Source organism: Longimonas sp. (genome assembly GCF_046498435.1).
Lineage (GTDB): Bacteria > Bacteroidota > Rhodothermia > Rhodothermales > Salinibacteraceae > Longimonas.
In genome coordinates, this window is the sequence record NZ_JAWOAR010000213.1 from 1 (window position 1) to 22,529 (window position 22,529).

The following is a 22,529-nucleotide window of genomic DNA, read 5'->3' on the forward strand; positions in this document are numbered from 1 at the left end:
CGGCGCCGTCGAGCAGCGAATACTGAGTGTGGCAATGCAGATGGCAAAAGTCGTCCATAGCAGCAGGAGTCGGGCGGAACGAGCAGGCGAAGAGGTAAGCGGGCCGAGCGGCCGGGCTGTGCGAGGCGCACGTACCAATGAAGCACACAGCTACCGCATCGTCAATACACGCGGTATGAAATAATACCAGGTGCGAGACTTCGATGTACACGTTAGGTTGGAGGCCGCCCGGGATATCCGCACCCCAGGAGTACTCGGTCACTGCGTTCCCAGCGCTTCGCTCCTGATCCCGGGCTAAGGATTTGCAGCCCATAGCCGGGTAACTGTCGGTGCCGCTTGCGCCCCCGGCGACATTAAGGCGAGTTTCGTCGCTCACCGATTGCAAACACCTGTATGATGATTCAGCGCAGATGATATAACAGGCTTGTGTATCCCCTTCGGACCGTACGAGCAATTGGGTGGGCGAACCTGACGAACCAGAAACTTAGCGTGCTCGTTGGGCATGCGCGCCTGTTTTCCAGCCTAACTCCCTGCTTTCTTCTGTGCTTTACATTTTATACCTGGATACCGAACATGTTAGCGACCCCCTCTTTCTGGAGGCGGTGGCCCAGCAGTTTCATAAGCATCCGGTCGGCCACCGGCGGGCTCTGATCGTACACGGAAGCAGCGAGAAGGTGGAGCGGACATTTGAGGCGGAGGGCCACTTCATAGAGCGCGAAAACGGACTGCTGCCAGTGGATACCGACGAGCAGCGCCGCTTGGTAGAGCGCGACCTGCGCGAAACGAACCAATCGATTGTCGCGACGCTCACCGATCAGGTGGTGCCTACGGTGGGGGTTCAAGGGACCGACCGCCAACTGCTTCGCCGTACCGATGACGGCACCATCGCTGCTGCCAGCAATCTGGGATGGCTCGATGCGTTGCTCAAGCAACACGTGGTGGCCGTCGTTTCGTCGATGATTGCACCTGACCCCGACACGATTGCCGAGGAGGTGCCCCTGCCTAAAGCCGCCGCGGCGCTGGCCCACTACTTTGCCGCCGATGCTGTAACCGACGATCCGCCGGTGCGTGTGGTGCTCTTCCATCCCAACGATACGCCCGGCCTGCAAGGCGAGGAGGGAACCGTGCACGAGGTCTGTGCCCCTACGCATCCCACCATACCCCACAAACAGGCCGTGCATACGCTTGCTGAGGCCGATGTGCCGATGCTGCTTACCAACACGCGCGGATTTTTCGAGGGCGATGCGCCTACAGGGACACGTATTGCTTCTGTGGATTGAACCTTTGGGTAAATTGGCGTCAAAGATGCAAGTAAACGCTGTAATGGCCCGATTGGGCTTGAATGCGGGAGAGGGGGGGGTTATGTTTGTGCGCTTGAAACCGCCGATCTTTAGGACCTTCAAACCTGCTTTAACGCAATTATGAGTACCTTTGAAGAACGTTACCGCCAGCTCACCGAACTCGTGGAAGATGCTGAGGAAGACCTCATGAAGTTCTACGAGAAAGAAAATAAGGCAGCAGGCACGCGCGCTCGCAAGAGCATGATGGCCTTGAAAAAGCTGGCCCACGAAATTCGCCAGGAAATTCAGGATATTAAGAATGAAGAACTGTAAGCGTTGCTAAGAGTCAGTACGGTGCTACATTTCGTGCCTCCGCGCACGTGGGCCAACGCGCTGTGTTGACTTGACCTGCTACGCGCACGTTTGGCATGCCCAGGAAGTGCGTCCGTTTACGGGCCCTACTCCTGGGCATTGCTATTCAATGACGTCCTCCAGCCGGGGTGATGCTCCCGAGCCGACATCCCAGACGGATGCCGACGACGGTCGGCAGACGATCTGGGATGCATGCCCCAGTGGATGGATGCATTAATGGATGCATTCGCGGAGTGAGTCCGCCCTCAAACGGCACATGGATTACTTCATGCGTACCACAGGCATGACCTTTGGCCCTCGCTTCGCTCGGCTCCGGATCAACGCCCGACGGCTGTCGGGATTGTCCGGGATGACAGTCTGCTAAGTTTCTGCATATTGCCCGAGCCTGTAGCACAACACGTTCTCGGATTGGCTGTCCATCATCCGGTTCATTGGTGAGGAGTAGGTTCTGGCGTGCTTTATCACCCCGCTCGCATCTGATGTGGTATCGTGCACGCCCCCGTTGCACGGATTAGTTGCACGGATTAGTTGCACGGATTATAGACGCTGTCTGTCTATGCGTACAGGTTGTATCCCTACAGGCGCTGTGCGTGAAATTAAGCGCTCGTTTTGATTTCTTGTTTTGGGGACTCGAGGGGTACTTCCTCTACCGACGGCGTACGTGCTTAGCGGTGTGCCGTCCAGGGCACGTGCAGTGCCGATGGCATTCGCACCACAGGTTACTGGGGACGCAAGCGGTACCGACAGTGGTCGGCACAGGTTACCCGGCTATGGGTTTTCTTAGCCCGGGATCAGTATTCCGACAGCGTATCTGTTTAGCCCTCTCGTCGCATGGCTCCGCCGTGCGACGCAGGCTGTTCAGGGGCTCTGCCCCGTTCCAACTTAGCCTAAACACTGACCAGACGTTGGCTGCGCTTCCAGTTGTGGGCTACAGGTCGCCAAACAGATACCCGACAGTGGTCGGAAGGATATCCCGGGCGTTCATCGAAGTCCGTTCAACAGATACCCGACGGCTGTCGGTATCAGGGCGCTGCGAGGGCTTCAATAGGCTGGGGGCGAAGGTCATGCCTCTGGTGCTACGAACCTTCATCGGGGTTCAATTTTCGCCGCATCGCTGCCCCCTCGTGCCTGCAAACGAACCCCCAAACAGGCTCTACGACAGGCAACCGGGTGGCTCCTCACCTTCGTATTTGCTGTACACTCAACCGTTACACATTGTATGTCGCTTTACTTACAGTGTACTCGCTTTGTGCTGATCTGTGCGCTGCTGCTTGCAGGGCTGCCCTGTGCGTACGCGCAGTCGCTTCCCGAGCCGCCCGATGAGCCCGATCCCCCCGAAGAAGAAGAGCCGCATCCGTGGACATACGAGCTGGGCACGCGCTTTTCGGGGTCGCAGGCTGCGTATAGCAACTGGCAAGAGGGCGGTGTAGGGTCGGTATCGCTCACGGCTTCGCTTGATGGGGAAGCCCAACGTGCTACGGAGCGACTGGCGCAGCTGTATCAGGGCACCTTCCGAATGGGCTTTATCAATCAGGAAAGTGAACCTCTTCGCAAGTCGGAAGATGTGCTCCGCCTGCAAATGGCGTTGCGCTACATAGGGGATGACTTCTTCGAGGCCTTCAACCCCACGTTTGCCTCGGCACTGCGCACGCAGTTCGTAAAAGGGTTCAACTTTAGCGAAGACCCGTTCGACGATGACGTAGAGCGCGAAACGCCGGTGCTGGTCTCGAATTTTCTGGCGCCAGCCTTTTTCACGCAGTCGTTGGGTCTGACGTATGACCCGGCCTCCTGGTACACGCTTCGGTTTGGAGGCGCTACCAAACAAACGATCGTCAAAGACCAGGAGCTGCGTCCGCTCTACGATGTGCCTACCGACAATTTGCTGCGTTTTGAGGCGGGGACCGAGGTGAACAACGTCCTCGACATCCGTCTCATGGAAAACGTGCGCTGGCGCTCAACCCTGAACGTGTTCTTCTCGTTCAACGAGGTAGAGAGTCCGCCCGACGTTACCTGGGAGAACAGCGTGTCGATGAGCGTAAACGACTGGCTAAGTACCGAACTGGAGTTCGTGGCGCTCTTCAACGAAAACGTCTCGGATGCGGTGCAAATCAAGGAAGTGATTTCGGTTGGGGTCTCCTTTGATCTGCTTTAGCACCCTTTAGCACCCTTTAGTACCCACCTGATTTTGCATAGGCAAGGGGGCGTATTCGCGGGGAGGCGCACAGCAGTGCGTAGCGCAAAGCGTTGCTCATGAGTAAAAGCTGCGTATGGCAAAACGGGTTCTTGCATTGGGATATGGAGCCGTGGTCGTGGGCTGCTGGCTCGTGCCGCCACTGGCAACCTTGCACTACCCGGCCGGTGTGGTGTGGGCGGTTGCCGCTTTTGTGGGAAGCGGCGGCCTGGCCCTACACCAGTTCACGCAGACATCGCGTTCGTTCTACGCCGTAACCCGCACCGTTATTGCCTTGCTGGGCATCCCTCTCGTTGGGCTGCTGATGCCGGGGCTCTGGCGTGCGCACTGTGACCTGGTGGCCGGATTCGGCTACTTCCTGCTTTTCCCATTGTGCTCGGCGCTCTTTGCAGTGGCTCTGGCCTACTGGCTGACCAGCCGACGCGTATCCTACCCGTTCGCGCGTCTGCTCGGAATCGGGCTGCTCATCGCAATAGCTGGGCCGCTCTACGACCTGGGCGGACATCCGCAGTTCTATACCTACAACCATGTGTTTGGCGGTGTGCTTGCGCCTATCTACGACCGCTTCCTGCCGTTTCGGCCCGGATTCATCGCCTTTCGAGCAACCACGTTGCTCTGGGCCGTGCTTCTGGTGGCGCGCGGATACGTGCTGCGGCAGGGCCGGTGGTCGGTGGCGCCAACCGTTGTCATTGGCGCGGGGGCGCTGGCATTAAGCGCAGCCTACCTTCATGCCGACACGCTACGCATCAACACGTCGCCTACGCGCATCCAGCAAGCGTTGGGCGCACACCACCCCACCGAGCACTTCGACGTGCACTACGACCCGGCTGCGCTCGACTCGGCCACGGTAGCGCGTGTTGGGGAAGACCTGGAGTTTGAGCGCGCCCGTCTTGCTGACACGCTCCGTGCAGGCGATGAGGCGCCGACCGGCATTCAGGTGTATCTGTATCCCGATGCCGAAACCCGCGCCCGGCTCACGGGCGCACATACCACCAGTGTAGCACCGGTGTGGCTGGCCACGCCGCAGATGCATCTACTTGTGGAACGCTACGGCTCTATGTCGCACGAGCTGGCCCACCTGATGGCGCGTCCGTATGGGCTGCCGGGCATCAACGCGTCGGGGTCGGTAGGGCTGGTGGAAGGCTGGGCCGTGGCACTCGAAGCGCCCACGCGCCGCCCGCCACCGCACGATCAGGTGCTGGCGGCCACGCCCTTCGAGGAACTCGACCGCCGTGCACAGATGGTGCAGCAGCAGGGCACGCCGTGGGGCTTCTGGGCCGGACGGGGCGGGGTGTCGTACACGGTCTTTGGATCGTTTATCACATCTGTTGCGCAGACCCATGGCCACAATGCGATTGCCGAGGCGTATGCCTGGGGCACATTAGAATCAGCAACCGGATGCTCCATCGAGGCCCTCACGGACCGGTGGCTCGCTGAGCTTCGAGGACAGCCCCAGGTGGATGCAGAGGCGCGCCCGGTCGCCCAGCAACGCTTTCGCATCCCCGGATTCTTCGAGCTTGCATGCCCGTACGAGCCTATCCCCGTTCGGGCTCGCTACGAACAGGCCAGGCGCAATCTGGCACAGGGCGATACCACCGCTGCCCGCAGTGCGCTGCATACGGCGATCGACACAGCCCCCGACTTTGCCCGCGCCCGCCGGTTGCTTGCCCAGGTGCACGTGCAGACCCAGCAGCCCGATTCAGTACAACATGCACTGGGCGATTCTGAAGAATGGGGCGCTTCGGAGTGGGCACTTGCGGGCAAGGCGCATGCGCAACGCGCCCGGTGGAAACGGGCGTATGAAGCGTATCGGCAGGCCGAGCAGGATACGCCGCGAGCCGCCATCGAAACCCGTACGCGCTACATCGCGCAGGCGCTCGATGCAGAGGCCTCTGCGCAGCGGCCCGACTCTACATGGTCTACGTGGCAGCAGCGACTTCAGAGGTTTGAGACGCCGCTTTCGTCGGATACGCTAAACGTGCGCCTCCACCGAACCCGCCATCTGGATACGTTGCGCACGGCGGAGATGCCGCGAGGCTGGCGCGATACGTGGCGCCTGCGCATCCACCTGGGGGCAGTCGAGGCGGCCCGTCGCCAGCGCGATGCCGCTGCTCTGCACGAAGCGGCCTGCACCGCCCGGTTGGTGGCTCGTGCCCTCAATGCGCGTCCGCTGTACGAGGAACTCACCAACGCCATCCGCCGGGCTACGTGGATGGACACGGGAGCGGTAACCGCACGCTGTGCGTCTCCAGACGCCCCGGCATCCACCAAGGGCTAATACTCAGCGGGGGTGCACAAGACGCCGCCGTGGCAACGATGCAATCCGAACCGTGCGTGGTGCGTATCGTTCATGCGCATGCCGCGCGGCAGAGCGTTCGCGCGCTTGTTTCCTATGCCATGCTGTACTCCCATGTCTCTGTGTTCCTCCAGCGGTGCCGTTTTTCCCTCCACAAAGTCATGCTGGCTTTGGAGCCATGGACTCGGCGGGGTGCTGCTCCTCCTTGCGCTTATGACGGGCGGATGCGCAAGTAGCGAAGATGCCACCGAGGCCAACGACACACCCCCCGTGCCGCGTGAGGTGGTAACGACGCCCGACTCGACCGTGCGCACCGTGCAGCTTTACCGTGGCGACGACGAGCGTGCGTTGCCGGTTCTGTTTATGGATGAAGACACGCCGCTGACGCTTGAGTTCGACCTGCTGGTGGACGACGGGCGGCCCCTCAGCATCTACTTTATTCATGCCGACCAGACCTGGCGCCGCGACCTGTCGCCCTCGCAGTACATGCGCAGCTTTTCCAGCGCGTCGTTGCTCGACTATCGGCCCTCGCGGAGTACCGATGTGCGCTACATGCACTACACGTATCAATTCCCCAACAACGACATCGAGTTCACTGTCAGTGGCAATTATATCCTGCGGGTTACCGAACAGGGACGCCGCGACGAGGTGCTGTTTGAGCGTCCGTTCTATGTGAGTGAGCAGCAAGCGGAGGGTAACCTTGAACTGGAGACGCTGCGTAGGCGTGGGGCCGCCCGCCCCCCGCTTCGTCCTACGCTGCTCTTTACGCCCCCCGAAGAGCTGCGCGGCAACCCCTACGGATACACCGTCTGCTTTGCGCGCCACGCCGTGCACGAAGCCCCCCGATGCAGCACGCGTCCGCTGCTGAGCGAACAACCGGCGTTGGCCTTCGAACTCGACCGGGCCGACGCCTTCGAGCCGCTGTCGCCTGCTCTGCTGCTCGACCTCACGAATCTGCGCACCAACACCAACATTATAGAGGTCGATCGCACCCAGCGGCCGCCACGAGTCGTTATAGAGCCCGACCGCGCCCGTCTTCTGGATAATGAAGGCACGCGCCTGGGCGGGCAGTCGATCATTCGAGCGGCCCTGCGCACCCTGCCCGATGGCGAACTGTCCGGCGAATATGTCGATGTGCAGTTTTCGTTTGTCCCCCCAGAGCAGACGTCGGACCCGGGCGACGTCAGGCTAAACGGGCCCATCGATCCTTCCGGAACGGCTATGCAGTGGGATGAGCAGGCCCAGCGCTACACCGCGACGCTGCGGCTCAAGCAGGGCAAGCACGCGTATCGCTATCGCACCACCGACGACACCATCCAGGCCGCCATGCAGAACGCCCCGCGGCTCTACGCCGAGCGCTACCTCACCTTTGTGTACTATCGCGATGCCCGTGTGGGCACCGATCGCCTGCTCCAGGTGCAAACCGCCCGCCCGCCGCGTTAAATACGCCCCCGCGGAGGCATTTGCATCCAACCCGATAGCCATGTGTATGTTATTATAGAGGATGCAGAGGCCAAGCGCCTGCCCCGGGCATTCGTCCCGGTCGTGTGCTCGCCCTCCAGTTCGTCGTAGGTTTCCCCTGTCTCGTTTGTCAAACTACCTGCTCCCCCATCATGCCTACCGATTCCACCATTCCTGCCGAAGCCCGCTCCTGGCGCGATGCCTTCGCCGATGCAATGGCCCCCGACACCGTTGCCTTCCAGACGCACGACACCGCGCACGCCCGGCATCGCGCCGCCTGTGCTGAGACGGAGGGCGTGACCTTCCACGACCTGGGCTCCAGTGAAGAAGGCCGCCCGCTTTACGGCATCACCGCCGGGTCGGGACCCGTGCACCTGAGCTGTATCGCAGGCAACCACGCCGACGAGCCCGTAGGCCCCGAAACGCTCCGCTACCTCGTCGATCGCCTGCTCGACACCCCACCCCATGCCTCGTGGCGCCAGGGCATCCGGTGGACGATCGTGCCTCACACCAACCCCGACGGCGAAGCCCGCAACCAGCCCTGGATCACCGCCTGGCCCGATGCTGAGGCCTACTTCGCGCACCGCGTCCGCGAACTGCCGGGCCGCGACATGGAGTTTGGCTTTCCCGATCTGCGCACCGAAAACAAAGCCGTAAGTCGCTTTCTTCGCGAGCAGGGACCGTTCAGCGCGCACCTTAGTGCTCACGGCATGGGCGTAGCCGCCGGGGCGCTGCTGCTCATCCACCCGCACTGGAGCTTCCGCACCGACGGCCTCCAAACGCTCTATCGTGATGCAGCAGCCGAGGCGGGGCTGGGCCTGCACGACCACAACCGGCAGGGCGAAAAAGGCTTCTTCTGGATCGGGCCCGGATTCACGACAACCCCGAACGGGGCCGGTATGCGCGCCTACTTCCGCGCCCAGAACGACCCAGAGATGGCATCGCGCTTCCTTGATAGCTCGATGGAGTTCGTGGAGGCGTTGGGCGGCATGCCACTCTCGGTAGTGACCGAAGTGCCGCTGTTCGTGCTCGATTCGCCCACGCCTGTGGGCGGGCCGCCGCCGCGATACACCGCCTTTAAGGAAGCGCTGCCCCGCATCCAGCATGAACTGCAAACGGCTGGCGCCTCCGATACGCTGTCGGACTTCGACCTACAGCCGCTCCCGCTACACACTGCCATGACGCTGCACAGCACTGTGCTCGGCGGCATGATTGCTACGTGCCGGAGGCATAATCAGGCGGATACTGATACTCAATAGCTATTCTAACACCTGCTTACTGTGTATCTCGGCAAAATGAGTGACAATACCATGAAAGAAAGCGCTTCTGGTAGGGACAGGGCTTGAACCTATTCCGCGTCGTCGTATATAGACAGACCAATATTTAGAACCTCCCTCCCAACCATTCATAGCCCATGATTAAGAAACGCGCCTACAAAAACGTGGTACGAGTTACATTCGAACTTCCCGGCGATGCCGTAGACGAGCACGCTGGCGTCGCAGGCAGTTTTAACGAATGGACGCCTCAAGATCTGCCCATGGAATACGTAAAGACACGGGATGTATGGAAAGCTGCTGTGTCGCTGGAGCCCGATTCGGCGTACGAGTTCAAATACTACGTCGACGGCGACCAGTGGGTCAACGATGCGGAGGCCGACGAATACACGTCGAACCCGTACGTCGAAAAGAACAGCGTTGTGCATACGTAATCCCCAATCTGGAATCTGGGTCGTGCTCTGTCAAGAACAAATGTTTAGATTGTTGGAGAGCACGGAATCCCCCCACCCCGGTTGCAGCATTACGTACCGCTCCTCTACAGGGCCTCGGATCTGCTTCGTCAGTTGGTCTTCAGCCTCGTGTGGGGATAGACGGGGAATGGGTGAACGGCTGGATGATTTTCGTCCACCCTTCTACTCTTCCATACCTCAACGAAGCATGCGAAACTGGTATACCTATGCATGGGCTGCTGGAAGGCACATGCTTCACAGTGTGCGACGAACGACTCAAAAAAAGACGGCCTGCCTCTCAAAGGAAGCAGGCCGTTTGGCGTGAATGCGTGTCCAGAGGAGCGGTTAGGCGCGTCCGCGAAGCATGCCATGCCAGTACATTTGCGGTAGCCCATACGCTTTGAGGGCATACATGCTGTAGCGCTCCTGGCTGGTGTCGAACGAGAAGGTCGGGTCGGGCTCGTTGTCGTAGTCAAACTCGGCCAGCACGAGCTTCCCGTACCCGGTTACGAGCGGGCACGAAGAATAGCCGTGGTACTCCTTCGGCGCGGTAATTTCGCCGTCGTGCATCAGCTGAAGCAGGTTGTGGACCACCGTGGGCGCTTGTTTCCGCACCGCCGCGCCGGTTTTGGCATTGGGGGTGCTGCTGGCATCGCCCAGGCTGAAGATATTGTCGTACGTGTTGTGCTGTAGCGTATGCTTGTGCACATCAACCCAACCCTCGTCGTTAGAGAGCGGGCTCTCTTTGATGAAGTCTGGCGCGCTTTGGGGGGGGGTGACATGCAGCATGTCGTAGGAGACGACCCGCTCGCCGGGGGCGCTATCGCCACCGCCGGTGCCGCGGATGACAGCTTCGTTGGTGTCGGGGCGAATCTCGACCAGCTCGCTGTGCAGGTGTACGTCAATGCCGTAGCGGTCGACCACATCGCGCAGCGTACGGGCGAACTTCTCGACTCCAAAGATGACGGTACCCGGTGTGTAAAACTGCACGGACACGTCGTCGAGGATGCCGCGCTTGCGCAGGTGATCGGCGGTCAGGTACATGATCTTCTGTGGGGCGCCACCGCACTTAATGGGCGTGGCGGGCTGCGTAAACACGGCGCTATCGCCTGGTTGCAGGGTTTGCATGGTATCCCAGGTATCCTCGCAGTACTCGTAGGCGTAGTTGCTCACAACGCCCGAGCGCGGGTCAGCAACAGCATCGGCAAGTCCGGGAATCCCATCCCAGTCGAGCTGAATGCCGGGTGCAACCACCAGGTAGTTGTATTCGATGGTGTCGCCGCTCTGGGTGGACACGGTGTTGGCGTCGGGGTCGAAGGTTTCGGCGTAGTCCTGAATCCACGTAACGCCTTCGGGGATGAACTCCGCCATGGGGCGCTCGGAGATTTCTTTGTCGAAGACCCCCGCGCCCACCAGCGTCCAGATGGGCTGGTAGTAGTGGGTGTCTGACGGTTCGATGATGGCGATGGATTCGGGGGCACGGTCGGACTGTTGCAAATGGGCAGCAACGGTAATTCCGGCGCTTCCACCGCCTACAATAACGACATCGTACTGGCTGGAAGTACTCATAACGTATTGGGTTGGATGTTAAAAAGGGGGGCGAAGAGGGGGGTTATGATTGCAGTTTGCGACCAAAGTGCTTGCCGAAGCTGGTCAGGAAGCCCAGGGCGCGGCGCGTATCGGGGTCGCGAAGTGCCTTGAAGAGGCCCCACATCCCTACTTGCGGCGGCTCATCGCCGCACTCGCGGCGGCAGTCGGCCAGCGCGTCGCCCGCTTTGCCGACCACCGAGACAGCCTGGGGATCCAGAATGCCGGAGTTTTTGAGCGCAGTAAACTCGTCGGAGCCGACAAAGGCGCTTACTTCACTGAGGGCCTCGGCGGTGCGGCGCAGGACCAGTTCCGGATCGTGCCCCGAGGCTTCGGCAGCACGGTAGGTGTCGTCGAACATGTCGACAAGCATATTGGCGGCCTGCGGAGCCTCGTCGGCCAGGTCGATGAGCCGGTCCACGTCGTCCATGCGGTTCATGAGCCGCGTGAGCGTGTCGACTGTTTCGGGGGCCGTGAGGCGCTCGGTAAGCTGCAACGCCAACTGGAGCCGCTCGTCAAGATCGACGCCGTGGGCCTCGGCAGTGCGATACGTGTCATCGACCATGTCGGTGACCATGTTGGCAGCCTGCGGCGCCTGGTCGACCGCGGTGGCCAGTCCGTCGACGGCCTCTTCGATGGCATCGAGGCGATCCAGGATGCGGTGCAGGGCCTGAGAGGTTTGTGGATCGTTCAGGCGCTCCTCAAGCGAGGGAGCACCATTGGTAGAGGGCGTACTCATAATGGATTCGGGATTAGGTGCAACAAATGTCGAAAAAGCGCTTTCAGTAGGGCCTGGCTGACAACAACGCCTGTCAAGATTTGTCTGGGCGCTATGCCAACTCCGTCGTTCCGACTCAGGGCTGTGCAGTGGCAAAGAGGCTGTCGGGTACGAACACGGCATAGAGCCCACGCAAGTCGCCGGGTTCAAACCCGTAGGCACGATCATTAGGGTATCCGTCTTTTACAAAATCAGGCCGGTTTTCTTCGGGACCGTGGCAGGCCAGGCACGTCTCTTCTACTGTGATACGCTGAAAGAAGCGCTGCCCCGAGGTGCCATCGAGCACTGTGTCTTCGTGCCACACGCGCTTTAAGTCGGGGTCTTCCTCGAAGCGCTCGTATGCAGCGCGGGCTTCATCATCAAGCGTATGGGCAGGGTTGCGGTTGCGAGCAGCCAACTGCTGCACGGTCCAGCCGTGTTCCTGAGCAAGAGCCTGGGCGCGCTGCCCAACGGGCTTGCAGACCTCAGCAAATGTCGACTGATCGACCGCCTCCGGGTCATCGACCTGACGAGCAAGGGTGGAGCGAAGCACGTCGAGTCCGTCAATGCTGGCCTCTACACGAGCTTTAGAAGCAGCCCGTGCTTCCGTCGAATCGGTCTCAGAAGACTTCTGACAGGCTGATAACAGAAGCACACTACTCAGCAATGCCAGCAGTCCTGTTGTCCGAAAAAACAAGGAGAAGCTGCACATATCGCCACTGCGTTTGGGTGCGTGTGGATGGCCCGTTTCGTCTGCTACATTGCATGTTCATAACATGTAATGACAATATGTTGTAATTACATGTCAAGATAGTGTTTCCTGAATGGGTAGCGCTCCGTCACCTGAATGTTTTGGTGCGGGAGGGGCTCGCGCTGAAAGGTTTCTTCCAGACCTCTCCCCAACGGGTTGTCATGTTGAGCGCTCTGATACCGGTAGCTTTCGGTAGAGAAGTGTTTTTTAGAGTGCAAGCACAGCCCTGCCCCCTGTCGCCGCCCGCTGCCGGAGGAATCATCTCCCGCTCGGTTAGCAGACGCCCACCGGGTGCGAGGTTGTGCCGGGGGGGAGATCTTTATTCACTGCGTTGGAACAGGCATCCAGAACGTTGCCGGAAGCTAAGGGCACAATGCGCCAACACGTGTATGATCTATAGCCAAATCAGATGTACTATAGTATTGAGTAGAGCACGAGAAGGGCCTGTAGCACCGGCGGCTGTCGGTGTTGAGCCGGGTGGTACACGGACCCTTCTCATGGTTCCGTTCTCGGAGCCCTATCAGTTTAGGTCTGTTGTTGATAGCAGTATGACACACGAAATCAAACGCACATACCGATACTGCCTGTATCCGAACGAGGCGCAGAAGCAAGAACTCGCTCGTACGTTCGGGTACAGTCGGTGGGTGTACAACTGGGCGCTTGAGACGAAGACGAAGGCCTACTACCAGGACGAAGCGTCGCTTTCGTTTACCGATCTCTCCGGTCGTCTCACCTCCAAGAAAAAGGAGGAAGAGACCGAGTGGCTGTCGGAGGTGAGTGCGGTCACGCTCCAACAAAGCCTTCGCAATCTGAATCAGGTGTTTACCAACTTCTTGGAGGGCCGGGCCGAGTACCCTTCCTTCAAGTCGAAGAAGGGCGACCAGACGGCTCGGTACGTCGGCACGGCCTTCGACATCCGAGAAGAGAACGGCAAGCGGAAGCTCCGCCTCTCGAAGATGCCGGGACTCATCAACATCCGGTGGTCGAGAGAGCTTCCGTCTAAGCCGAGTAGCTGCACGGTCACAAAAAACGCCGCAGGGCAATGCCACGTCTGCTTCGTCTGCACCGAGGACGTCCGCCAGCTCCCGAGAGTCAACGGAGAGGACGGTGACCTTGAGTTCGTCGGGGTAGACCTGGGTATCGAAAGTCTCGTGACGCTCTCGACGGGCGAGAAAGTCGGGAATCCGCGCTGGTTCGAGAACGAATATGAGCGGCTTCGCCGCGAACAGCAGAAGCTCTCCCGGAAAGAGAAAGGCTCGAACAACTGGGAGCGGCAACGGAAACGTGTAGCAAAAGTCCACCAGCGTATTCAGGACCGCCGCAAGGACTTCATCGAGCAGTTGACGACTCGGCTTGTGGAGAGCTTTGACGTGATCGTAGTCGAGAATCTTGCGGTGAAGAACATGCAGCAGAATGGAAAGCTGGCTCGTCACATTGGGCAAGCTGGATGGGATCAGATCGTCCGCCGCCTGAGAGACAAATGCGAGTGGTACGGACGAACGCTCGTCATTGCGGACAAGTGGTTCCCGTCCAGCCAGCGATGCTCTGAATGCGGCCACGTCGACGGGAAGAAATCCCTCGACGTGCGAGACTGGACATGCAGCGAGTGCCGCACTCATCACGATAGAGACATTAACGCAGCCAAGAACCGCAGTAGGCACCGAAAGCTTTCGCGTGCCGAATTCAAGCACCCGGATAGCTGGATAAGACCGACGCGTTTGAAGTCGTCGGCACCGCTGGATGAATGGTAGAATCCCTGGCTTTAGCCGGAGGAGAAGTCAACATGTTACGATTGAGGTGTTACGAAATGAGGCTGCAGAGCGTCTACACCATGCATGTGCAAAAATAATCGCATCGGGGGCGCCCTTGCTATTTCTAAATGTGCTTCCATGCGTTTTATGTCGGATTGTGAGATTGTCCGCCGTACGCTACGATGCTCTCCCACAGGGACTTCCCATAGCCGGGTAACTTGTGCCGAACGCCATCGGCACCGTCGGTGCCAGGTCCTGTGATTAATCTCACAGTATCACAATAAACCAGCACCACTGCTATGAACGATATGATACGCTCGCTGCTTTATGCTTCTGAGGCTTCGGCTTCAGGCGATTCCGATGCTCCGGCTGCAGGAGAGCCTGTTTCTGTGAAGCGCCAGGTGTATCTGGCTGTCGAGTTTGTGGTGCTTTTTGTGGGACTTCCGTTGCTGCTATACACGCAACGCACAGAACTGGGCGGGCGCGTGGTGCCCATTCTGCTGCTTTTGGCCGTGGGATGTGTGGGGGTGCTGTTGCTCGATCCCCGCTTCGACCGGCAGCGCATGTGGAATGCAGCGTCGGTGGGGGCACAGCTACGCTCGATGCTTGGGGTGTTTGCTCTGGGCGTCGTGGGTATGATTGGCATCTTTGCATGGCGGCATCCCGATCTGTTGTGGTCGTTTCCGCGTGAGCACACGCGCACATGGCTGGTGCTCATGATCACGTATCCGCTGCTTTCGGTGTATCCGCAGGAGTTGATCTTCCGCACATTCTTGTTTCATCGCTACGACCCGCTCTTTGGCGGGGTGCGCGCCAAAATTGCGGCCAGCGGCACGGCGTTTGGCATTGCCCATATCGTATTCGCAAATTGGGCCGCCCCGCTCCTGACTGGGCTCATTGGCTTCTGGTTTGCACGCACTTACGCACGCTCCGAATCGACCCTTACGGTGACGGTAGAGCACATTCTGTGGGGCATGCTCGCGTTTACTGTGGGACTGGGCTGGTACTTTTATAGTCCGGCCATTTAGGAATGGCTCCAGACCGATTGCGCCGGAATTACTACGCCAGAAGTACTGCGGGGCTGTTATGGCTGTTGGGTGGATGTGTCGGCCGGTGCATCGGGCGGGAGGTTGAGCGTAACGGTGTCGGGTAAGACGCGAATGTTGCGCGCCTGGATCGCCGCATCCGCGACATGCAGGTCGAATGTGATGGGGGTGCCGGTGTTGAGCGTATCGAGCGATCCAGGCCGGTCAACCGGAATTGTCATGAGCATCGCATCCATGACGTCGGGGATGGGCTCGTGATGCACAATCATGTCGCGCCCGCCCGTTGCTGGCGACTGAAAGGCACCGCGCACGTCTTCATAGACGGTGGCATTGTCGGGCGGGGGGGGCGTGTCGGAGGTTGAAGAGGAGCATCCGTGGAGCGCCAACGCGATGCATCCCATAAAAAGAGCGGTGTAGAGCGAACGAATGGGTAGCGGCATTACGGGGTAGCGGCATTACGGGGTAGCGGCATTACGGGGTAGCGGCATTACGGGGTAGGGGCGTCTACAAGGGGGATGAAACGGCACATTTCGGGTGAGAAGACGGCCTCGCGGAGTTCGGGGCTGAGGAACGTGCCCAGCGAGAGCCCGCGCAGAATTAGCAGCAGACCGACGAGTGCAATGCCGTAGGGGGCTAACGTGAGCAGTGTGGCACGCCACGAGGTGGAGGCACGGCGGCCCATCCATTGCACGGCAAGGAGAGCGGGGAAGGTGGCGAGTCCAAATGCGCCCATGAAAAGCATGCTGTGCACGAGCGATCCGGCGGCCAGGGCCGTTGCCACAGCCGCGTAAGAAAAGCCACACGGCAGAAGTCCGTTGAGAATCCCCAGCGCAAACTGGTTCCCGGGGCCTGGCTGGTTCAGTAGCGACTGGAGCGGCCCGCGAAGGGTGCGTAAGAGGCGGGCAGGAGCGGCCTCCAGGCGTTTGACCCAGCGACGAACGGGGCGAAGCAGAACAGCGCTTAGCATCAATACGCCCAGTACGAGCGAGAGGGTGCCCTGGTAGCCTTGCAGAGCAACGGCCCATCCAAACGCCCCAATGAGTCCGCCAAGGGTGATGTACGAGAGCGTGCGGCCGGTATGGTACACAAGGCGGCCTATCCAGAAGCGCCATGGCGCGCGCGGGCCGGGCACTGCCAGGACCAGCGGACCGCACATACCTACGCAGTGCAGGCTGCCTGCTGCGCCGAATACGAGACCGGCAATAAGCCATTCGATCATTGGTAGGCTCTATTGAGGAGGGGACGAACGGACCGAGGCGGATACGTCGTGCGACGTTCCGCTTAGGTGGAGTGTTGCCGCAGCCGTATCGCCCAGGGTCAGGGCAGCATCTACGTCGTAGATCATAACGTGTGGGCCACCCGGATGCAGCGTAGTTACCGTGTCGGCAGGTAGAGGGAGCCCATCGTCCAGTTCACGCATTCCGGTGGTGCCATCGTCATTTTCTACCGTGGTGTGGATTTCGGTGCGCTCCGACACTGGGGTGCTAATGCGCGTTAGGGTGTCAGCGGTTGCATCTGGATTATGGAACTCAAAGTAGAGTGCTGTTACACCGCCTTCGGGAGCAGGGCGCATCCAGGCATTGGTAACGGTTACCGTGTCCGTCGAGGTCGTGGGGGAGGATGAGGCATCGCTGTTAGATGCGGATTCGCTGCCACATCCCCCCAACATAAACCCACCAATGAGGGCTGTAGCAAGCAGAGCAGAGGCACGCAAAATCATAACCGAGTCTGGGGGATGATGAGCGGGGGGCGAGCGCAGAGGCAGATCGGGCAGATCAGGAGTTGGGGCGGATGGTGGCCAGGTCTTCGGCCAGAATGTCGACGGGAGTCATGCTACCGCCATAGTGAAAGAGCACGCGCTGCTGCGGATCAATGAGCGAAATCTGATCGGTGTGGTCGATTAGGTAATCGTCATCATCGTAGGAGCCGCGCGAGAGCTCTACGCGCACGTCCATACGCTCCATGAGATCGCTGATCGTATCGCGCTCGCCGGTAAGAAATTGCCAGTCGGTATCGTCGAGACCGTATGCCTCGCGATAAGACTGCAAGCGCTCAGGGGTGTCGCGCTGAGGGTCGAATGTAATGGTGACGAAGGCGACATCGTCGGGAGCCTCGACCTGGTCGCGAAGCTGCCGCATGTTGGCCGTTACCATAGGACAGATGTCAGGGCATTGCGTGTACACATAGCCCACGACAACGGCCTGTCCGGCAAAGTCATCAGGAAACGTGACCGAATCGCCCTTGTGGTTGACAAGATCGAACGACGCGTCGGAGAGGTCGTCGATTCGGTCATCGTTGTCGCTGGTGCAGCCAGTGAGCACAAAAAGGCTCAGCAGGATCACAGGCAGGAAAAAAGCAGAACGAGAAGGCATGTCGGGCACCGCAGCCATAGGAGTCTGTCATTGTTATGACATGTCACGAGAGGAAAGGAATTGCGTTTCTGCTAACATGCACAAATTGCATGGATTGATGCACATGCTGCTGGTGTTTGAGAAAAGGTGGTTGAACCAAAAAAACCCTGCTCAGAGCCAGCAGGCTGAGCAGGGCGATGGAGTGAGAAGAACTACGTCGTTATACCAACTTCGCACGCTTCGTTGGGGAGGTGAAGAGATGGAAGCGTGAATGGGCGGATGAAAACCATCCATCCGTCCACCGTCCATCCATGCATCCCCACACAGTGCCGAAGGCCGACTGACGACGAGCATCCGGTGCGCTGTAGAGAAGCGATACCGCAATGCTGCAACTGGATTGGGCGTTAGCCAGCTGCAACCCAGGAGTTGCACCAGCCATTGGGGTGCACAGGACCTGGGAAGAGTTGGCAGCCGCCGCAGTTAGCGTCGCCCTCGGGTTCTTGCCAGAAGGAACAGTTGGCGCAGTTCTCTTCAGGATTGGGGGTGTTTTCGACGTATTCGAGCGCTTCGATCTGTGTTTCGCGCTGCTCGAGCTCGCTATCGCTAAGGCCCGATACATCGTCGCAGCTAAAATCGGCATCGCCCGAAGCATCGTCGCCCGAAGCATCGTCGCCCGAAGCATCGTCGCCCGAAGCCGACGAGCTATCGTCGTCGCCGCCGCAGGCCGTGAGTAGGGTGCTGGTTCCAGCACCAACAAGGCCAAGGGCCCCAAGCCGCTGAAGAAATAGGCGTCGTGATACCTTGGAGTCGCTCATAGAAATATGCGGTCTGTGATCGGATGGTGATCGGAGGGAGGTATACACGTTATGCACACATAAGATTACAATTTCAATTTGTAATCACAAGCGGATGCAGGGCAACCATTGCGAAATTGAGGCAACGATCTGGATATTTCACAGATGGGTCTTCGCAGCAGTGGACGGGGCGGTTGCGTGGGCCAATTGCAATATTTGGATGCCGTACAACGGAATGCGAAGGAGCCATCGTTGGGTAGGGGTTCTGTTTGTCCGTGTTAAAAGCGTGGGGGGGAGAGCCGTATATTCTTCAGTTGAGCACATATAAGAGCTTTTTCACAGAATTGGGGTTATTACCATACCTTAATGCATGCGATCTTTATTGCCTTCTGTACGCAGAGCAACTATCATGGAACTGCAACACCCCGGCACATAGTGGGCTTGTGAAAATAGTGGTTCCGTTTTCCGTTCATGATCGTTCTCGCTGTAAGCTGGAACGTGCAGCAGCCATACTGGCAGCAGGCATACTGCATACTGAAGCATACTGCATACTGAGAGTGATCGGCGAGAAATGGAGCCAGCTTGCTCCACCACCCACTTGTCTACACCACCACGCACGGACCGGGCTGTTCAGTACGCCGCCTGCAGACCGCTTGCATGGTATGACCGGCAGAAGCCCCTCTTGGCCTCCTGAACAGCTGGCCGCATCGATATTCCGCGAACATGACGCGACGCACACAATGAAGTTATCTCGATCGTTACTACTCACGCTACTTGGGCTGGCACTGACGATGGGAGTCGTCGATGTGCATGCGCAAGGCACCCGTGCTTCCATCTCGGGCACGGTGGTCGATGAAGAGGGCGAGCCTCTTCCCGGCGCAAACATCATCGCTGTGCACGAGCCCTCGGGCACGCAGTACGGTGCTTCCTCACAGTCGAACGGTAATTATAACCTGCGCGGGCTGCGCGTAGGCGGGCCTTATACCGTAACGGCTTCGTTCGTGGGATACCGCGAACAGGAAGAAACGGACATCAACCTGCAGCTTGGCCAGGAGCGCACCCTTGATTTTCGGCTGATCTCCGAGTCAGCAGAGCTTGAAGAGGTTCGCGTCATTGGTGAGCGCAGCGCCGTTATCAGCAGCGACCGCACCGGCGCCAGCCGCAACGTGTCGCAAGAAGAGATCGACCGCCTGCCCACGATCAACCGGAGCCTTACCGACTTCGCCCGCCTCATCCCGCAGTCCGGCGGGGGCAACAGCCTGGGCGGACGCAACGGACGCTACAACAAGATTCAGGTGGATGGCGCAACGCTCGATGACGTGTTTGGCCTTGGCGACGCGGTACCCGGCAGCCAGGCCGGCGCCCAGCCGATTAGCCTCGACGCTATCGAAGAGTTTAACGTCGATATCGCGCCGTACGACGTGCGCTCCAGCGGCTTCACGGGCGGACAGATCAACGCGATTACCAAAAGTGGAACCAACGAGTTCACCGGTTCGCTACGCACCATCTACCGCGACGAACAGTTCACCGGCGACCTCGATGGCGTAGGCACGGGCGACTTTCAGGAGCAGTACTACATAGGTACGCTCGGCGGCCCGATCATTGAAGATAAGCTGTTCTTCTTTGTGAACGGCGAGTTTCGCCGCCAGAGCTCACCGCTCGACACGCAAGTGGGCGATGTTCCAGGTCCGAATACCTTTCAGGTTGGATCGGGTACGATCGAAAGCATCAACGAAAGCCGGGGTACATCGATCGGAGGCACCCGGGAGCTCATGGAAAGCATCCAGGACATTGCGGAAAACCAGTATGACTTTTCGCCGGGGGGTATTTCGCCCTTCTCCCAAGAGCAGAACAACGAGAAGTTCTTGGCGAAGATTGACTGGAATATCAACAACAACAACCGCCTCACGGCACGTCACAACTACGTGAATGCCGATGATGACAGTGGGCTGGGACGGGGACGCAACAGCTTCGACTTTTCGAACCGCCAGTACGTCTTCAATAGCGTGCAGAACTCCTCGACGCTGCAACTGAACAGCACGATTGGGGACAACATGTTCAACGAGGCCCGTGTGGTGTACACCCGCATCCGTGATCAGCGCGATGTGGAAGATTCGCTCTGGCCCGATGTGAGCATCGACCTCAACAGCTCCCAGTCGGCAAATATGGGCATTGGCCGCTTCAATCAGGCCAACCGCCTCGACCAGGATATCTGGGAGATTACGAACGACTTTACCTACACGCGAGGCGATCATCGCATCACCGTTGGCACGAACAACGAGATCTTCACCTTTTCCAACCTCTTCATCCAGGATTTCGTGGGACAGTACGAATTCCGTGGATTTGAGTACGAAAACGCCGACGGCGAAACGGTAGAAGTGGATCCGCTCACTGCGTTTGAACGCGGTCAGCCTTCGACCTACCGGCTGAGCTACTCGCTGCTCGACGGCGAGCCGCAGCCCGAAGCCGAGTTCACCGGCATGCAGTTTGGCCTTTATGTACAGGACGAGTGGGACGCTACCGACGATCTGACGCTGACCGCTGGTCTGCGCGCCGATCTGCCCGTGCTTCCAGATGAGCCGCTCGACAATCCGGATGCCCGCGATGCCTTTGGCCGCAGCACGACCAACGTAGCCAGCGGCAACATCCTCTGGTCGCCCCGTGTCGGTCTCAACTACTCGAATAACTTCTTTGGCGACGAATTTGAGACGCAGATTCGTGGCGGTACCGGTATCTTTAGCGGACGCCCGCCGTTCGTCTGGATATCGAATCAGTACAGCAACACCGGCGTCGACTTTGCGCGTCTGGATGTAGACTTCGATCCGGGCGAAGACTTCGTCGACGGAAGCGGCAACTACGCTGAGAACGTGAGTTGCTTCGGAGGGAGCGGTGACCCGCTCGACCATCCGCGTCCTGGCGACTGCCCCGGGCTTGATCCGATTACAACCACCGAGATCAACCTGCTGGATGACGACTTCAAGTATCCGCAGACGTGGCGCTCGAACCTGGCCATTGACCAGGATCTGCCGTTTGGCTTTGTGGGAACGTTCGAAGCGCTCTACTCAAGCTCGATTAACGAGGTGGTCTTCGAGAACATTAATCTGGAGCAGGCCAGCGAAAGCGCCTATGGACGCCCGCTCTATGGTGAAGCGCGCCCATTTGGCTCCAACCGCAATCTGGCCGATGATCGATTCACGAACGCCCTCCTGCTGAAGAACACGAATAAAGGCTACGAATACAGCCTGACCGCGCAGCTTCAGCGCCGGGTACCCGAAGGAATCAGCGGCTCGATTTCGTACACCTATAACCGCGCCGAGAATGTCAACAACGGAACGTCCAGCCGGGCGATCTCGAACTGGCAGTTCAACGAAAACGTGGATATAAACGACCCCGACATTGGAACCGCCGACTTTGAGCGCCGCCACCGCCTGCTGCTCAACTTGGACTACCGGATCCAATACCTGGAGCGCTTTGCCACCTCGGTTGGCCTCATCTATGAAGGCCGCTCGGGCTCGCCCTTCAGCTGGATCTATGCCGGTGATGCCAATGCCGATGGCCAGAGCTTCAATGACCTGGTGTACGTGCCGGAAACCGAGGATGATATCTTCCTCGTGAGCGATAACTGGGATCTGATGGATGCCTTTATCGAAGGCGAAGAGGGCCTGAATGAGTTCCGTGGCGGATTTGCTGACCGGAACAGTTCACGCGACCCCTGGGAGAACATCCTGGACATGCGTATCAACCAGGAAATCGCAACCTTCGACGGGCAGCGTGTCGAATTAACCGCCGTCGTGGAGAACGTGCTGAACCTGCTCAACGACGAATGGGGGCTGATCCAGTTCTCCGGCTTCAACAACAACAACGCCTGGGAGCTGGCTCAAGACCCCACCGGCGAATCTGATCGGTCGTACATTGCGCCAGCAGATGTGGGGCGCGAAATCGAAGGCCGTCTCGTTACAGAAGATGACATCGGTAAGCCGTTTGTATCGTTCGACGAAGGCACCGTGCGCGACCGCATCACGGAGGACTTCCTTGATACGGCGAACATCTCCTCGCGCTGGCGTCTGCAATTGGGCGTACGGTACACCTTTTAACGAAGTGTAGCATCGATCCCTTGCCGGGGGCATCCGCCAGGGGCGGTCCACAACCGCACTCCCACTTTACTT

Annotated in this window: 19 protein-coding genes; 10 read left to right on the top strand and 9 right to left on the bottom strand. The window is 59.2% G+C overall.

What is annotated here, in order from left to right:
- Positions 1 to 262: hypothetical protein (locus tag R6U20_RS07975; protein ID WP_410337331.1), on the bottom strand; the 262-nt coding region annotated here is incomplete at its 3' end.
- Positions 263 to 542: 280 nt separating this feature from the next.
- Between R6U20_RS07975 and R6U20_RS07980 the strand changes: the two genes are divergently transcribed.
- From R6U20_RS07980 to R6U20_RS08010, 7 genes are all read left to right on the top strand, one after another.
- The gene (locus R6U20_RS07980; RefSeq protein WP_410337332.1) at positions 543 to 1,280 is read left to right on the top strand and encodes an acetylglutamate kinase; all 738 of its coding nucleotides are present in this window, start codon (positions 543 to 545) and stop codon (positions 1,278 to 1,280) included.
- A gap of 141 nt (positions 1,281 to 1,421) precedes the next feature.
- Positions 1,422 to 1,613 carry a histone H1 gene (locus R6U20_RS07985; RefSeq protein ID WP_410337333.1) on the top strand — a complete coding sequence of 64 codons (192 nt, stop codon included), beginning with the start codon at positions 1,422 to 1,424 and terminating at the stop codon, positions 1,611 to 1,613.
- 1,258 nt (positions 1,614 to 2,871) lie between these two features.
- A complete protein-coding gene (locus tag R6U20_RS07990; protein WP_410337334.1) occupies positions 2,872 to 3,804 on the top strand; it encodes a DUF3078 domain-containing protein in 933 nt (310 codons plus the stop codon).
- Between the two features lie 115 nt (positions 3,805 to 3,919).
- Positions 3,920 to 6,121 (top strand): tetratricopeptide repeat protein, encoded by a 2,202-nt coding sequence (locus R6U20_RS07995; protein WP_410337335.1) that lies wholly within the window; start codon positions 3,920 to 3,922, stop codon positions 6,119 to 6,121.
- A gap of 132 nt (positions 6,122 to 6,253) precedes the next feature.
- On the top strand, positions 6,254 to 7,582 hold the full coding sequence (locus tag R6U20_RS08000; RefSeq protein WP_410337336.1) for a type IX secretion system plug protein domain-containing protein: 1,329 nt from the start codon (positions 6,254 to 6,256) through the stop codon (positions 7,580 to 7,582).
- Positions 7,583 to 7,752: 170 nt separating this feature from the next.
- On the top strand, positions 7,753 to 8,859 hold the full coding sequence (locus tag R6U20_RS08005) for a M14 family zinc carboxypeptidase (protein WP_410337337.1): 1,107 nt from the start codon (positions 7,753 to 7,755) through the stop codon (positions 8,857 to 8,859).
- 155 nt (positions 8,860 to 9,014) lie between these two features.
- Positions 9,015 to 9,308, top strand: coding sequence for an isoamylase early set domain-containing protein (locus R6U20_RS08010; protein ID WP_410337338.1), 294 nt, complete (start codon positions 9,015 to 9,017; stop codon positions 9,306 to 9,308).
- 363 nt (positions 9,309 to 9,671) lie between these two features.
- Here the strand turns inward: R6U20_RS08010 and R6U20_RS08015 are convergent, their stop codons facing one another.
- From R6U20_RS08015 to R6U20_RS08025, 3 genes are all read right to left on the bottom strand, one after another.
- Entirely contained in the window at positions 9,672 to 10,895 is a 1,224-nt protein-coding gene (locus R6U20_RS08015; protein ID WP_410337339.1) for an FAD-dependent oxidoreductase, read from the bottom strand.
- Positions 10,896 to 10,938: 43 nt separating this feature from the next.
- Positions 10,939 to 11,652, bottom strand: coding sequence for a DUF1641 domain-containing protein (locus tag R6U20_RS08020; RefSeq protein ID WP_410337340.1), 714 nt, complete (start codon positions 11,650 to 11,652; stop codon positions 10,939 to 10,941).
- Positions 11,653 to 11,767: 115 nt separating this feature from the next.
- Positions 11,768 to 12,325, bottom strand: a complete 558-nt coding sequence (locus R6U20_RS08025; RefSeq protein WP_410337341.1) for a DUF3365 domain-containing protein — start codon at positions 12,323 to 12,325, stop codon at positions 11,768 to 11,770.
- A gap of 644 nt (positions 12,326 to 12,969) precedes the next feature.
- Here R6U20_RS08025 and R6U20_RS08030 point away from each other — a divergent pair.
- Together R6U20_RS08030 and R6U20_RS08035 are read left to right on the top strand one after the other, a co-directional pair.
- The gene (locus R6U20_RS08030) at positions 12,970 to 14,172 is read left to right on the top strand and encodes an RNA-guided endonuclease InsQ/TnpB family protein (RefSeq protein WP_410337342.1); all 1,203 of its coding nucleotides are present in this window, start codon (positions 12,970 to 12,972) and stop codon (positions 14,170 to 14,172) included.
- A 299-nt stretch (positions 14,173 to 14,471) separates the two neighbouring features.
- A complete protein-coding gene (locus R6U20_RS08035) occupies positions 14,472 to 15,200 on the top strand; it encodes a CPBP family intramembrane glutamic endopeptidase (protein WP_410337343.1) in 729 nt (242 codons plus the stop codon).
- A 56-nt stretch (positions 15,201 to 15,256) separates the two neighbouring features.
- Here the strand turns inward: R6U20_RS08035 and R6U20_RS08040 are convergent, their stop codons facing one another.
- The 5 genes from R6U20_RS08040 to R6U20_RS08060 all read right to left on the bottom strand — a co-directional run bounded on the left by R6U20_RS08040 (position 15,257) and on the right by R6U20_RS08060 (position 18,384).
- Positions 15,257 to 15,658 carry a hypothetical protein gene (locus R6U20_RS08040; protein ID WP_410337344.1) on the bottom strand — a complete coding sequence of 134 codons (402 nt, stop codon included), beginning with the start codon at positions 15,656 to 15,658 and terminating at the stop codon, positions 15,257 to 15,259.
- 47 nt (positions 15,659 to 15,705) lie between these two features.
- Entirely contained in the window at positions 15,706 to 16,437 is a 732-nt protein-coding gene (locus R6U20_RS08045; protein WP_410337345.1) for a sulfite exporter TauE/SafE family protein, read from the bottom strand.
- A gap of 9 nt (positions 16,438 to 16,446) precedes the next feature.
- The gene (locus R6U20_RS08050; protein ID WP_410337346.1) at positions 16,447 to 16,938 is read right to left on the bottom strand and encodes a copper chaperone PCu(A)C; all 492 of its coding nucleotides are present in this window, start codon (positions 16,936 to 16,938) and stop codon (positions 16,447 to 16,449) included.
- 55 nt (positions 16,939 to 16,993) lie between these two features.
- On the bottom strand, positions 16,994 to 17,590 hold the full coding sequence (locus tag R6U20_RS08055; protein ID WP_410337347.1) for an SCO family protein: 597 nt from the start codon (positions 17,588 to 17,590) through the stop codon (positions 16,994 to 16,996).
- Between the two features lie 383 nt (positions 17,591 to 17,973).
- The gene (locus R6U20_RS08060; RefSeq protein ID WP_410337348.1) at positions 17,974 to 18,384 is read right to left on the bottom strand and encodes a high-potential iron-sulfur protein; all 411 of its coding nucleotides are present in this window, start codon (positions 18,382 to 18,384) and stop codon (positions 17,974 to 17,976) included.
- A 719-nt stretch (positions 18,385 to 19,103) separates the two neighbouring features.
- Here R6U20_RS08060 and R6U20_RS08065 point away from each other — a divergent pair.
- Positions 19,104 to 22,457: a carboxypeptidase regulatory-like domain-containing protein gene (locus tag R6U20_RS08065; protein WP_410337349.1), complete on the top strand. Its 3,354-nt coding sequence runs from the start codon at positions 19,104 to 19,106 to the stop codon at positions 22,455 to 22,457.
- Positions 22,458 to 22,529 lie beyond the last annotated feature (72 nt).

What these genes read in the sequence shown, in the direction of transcription:
- R6U20_RS07985 (WP_410337333.1), top strand. Translation starts at nt 1,422, where the DNA reads ATGAGTACCTTTGAAGAACGTTACCGCCAGCTCACCGAACTCGTGGAA.
- R6U20_RS07990 (WP_410337334.1), top strand. Translation starts at nt 2,872, where the DNA reads ATGTCGCTTTACTTACAGTGTACTCGCTTTGTGCTGATCTGTGCGCTG.
- R6U20_RS07995 (WP_410337335.1), top strand. Translation starts at nt 3,920, where the DNA reads ATGGCAAAACGGGTTCTTGCATTGGGATATGGAGCCGTGGTCGTGGGC.
- R6U20_RS08000 (WP_410337336.1), top strand. Translation starts at nt 6,254, where the DNA reads ATGTCTCTGTGTTCCTCCAGCGGTGCCGTTTTTCCCTCCACAAAGTCA.
- R6U20_RS08005 (WP_410337337.1), top strand. Translation starts at nt 7,753, where the DNA reads ATGCCTACCGATTCCACCATTCCTGCCGAAGCCCGCTCCTGGCGCGAT.
- R6U20_RS08010 (WP_410337338.1), top strand. Translation starts at nt 9,015, where the DNA reads ATGATTAAGAAACGCGCCTACAAAAACGTGGTACGAGTTACATTCGAA.
- R6U20_RS08015 (WP_410337339.1), bottom strand. Translation starts at nt 10,895, where the DNA reads ATGAGTACTTCCAGCCAGTACGATGTCGTTATTGTAGGCGGTGGAAGC.
- R6U20_RS08020 (WP_410337340.1), bottom strand. Translation starts at nt 11,652, where the DNA reads ATGAGTACGCCCTCTACCAATGGTGCTCCCTCGCTTGAGGAGCGCCTG.
- R6U20_RS08030 (WP_410337342.1), top strand. Translation starts at nt 12,970, where the DNA reads ATGACACACGAAATCAAACGCACATACCGATACTGCCTGTATCCGAAC.
- R6U20_RS08035 (WP_410337343.1), top strand. Translation starts at nt 14,472, where the DNA reads ATGAACGATATGATACGCTCGCTGCTTTATGCTTCTGAGGCTTCGGCT.
- R6U20_RS08040 (WP_410337344.1), bottom strand. Translation starts at nt 15,658, where the DNA reads ATGCCGCTACCCATTCGTTCGCTCTACACCGCTCTTTTTATGGGATGC.
- R6U20_RS08045 (WP_410337345.1), bottom strand. Translation starts at nt 16,437, where the DNA reads ATGATCGAATGGCTTATTGCCGGTCTCGTATTCGGCGCAGCAGGCAGC.
- R6U20_RS08050 (WP_410337346.1), bottom strand. Translation starts at nt 16,938, where the DNA reads ATGATTTTGCGTGCCTCTGCTCTGCTTGCTACAGCCCTCATTGGTGGG.
- R6U20_RS08055 (WP_410337347.1), bottom strand. Translation starts at nt 17,590, where the DNA reads ATGCCTTCTCGTTCTGCTTTTTTCCTGCCTGTGATCCTGCTGAGCCTT.
- R6U20_RS08060 (WP_410337348.1), bottom strand. Translation starts at nt 18,384, where the DNA reads ATGAGCGACTCCAAGGTATCACGACGCCTATTTCTTCAGCGGCTTGGG.
- R6U20_RS08065 (WP_410337349.1), top strand. Translation starts at nt 19,104, where the DNA reads ATGAAGTTATCTCGATCGTTACTACTCACGCTACTTGGGCTGGCACTG.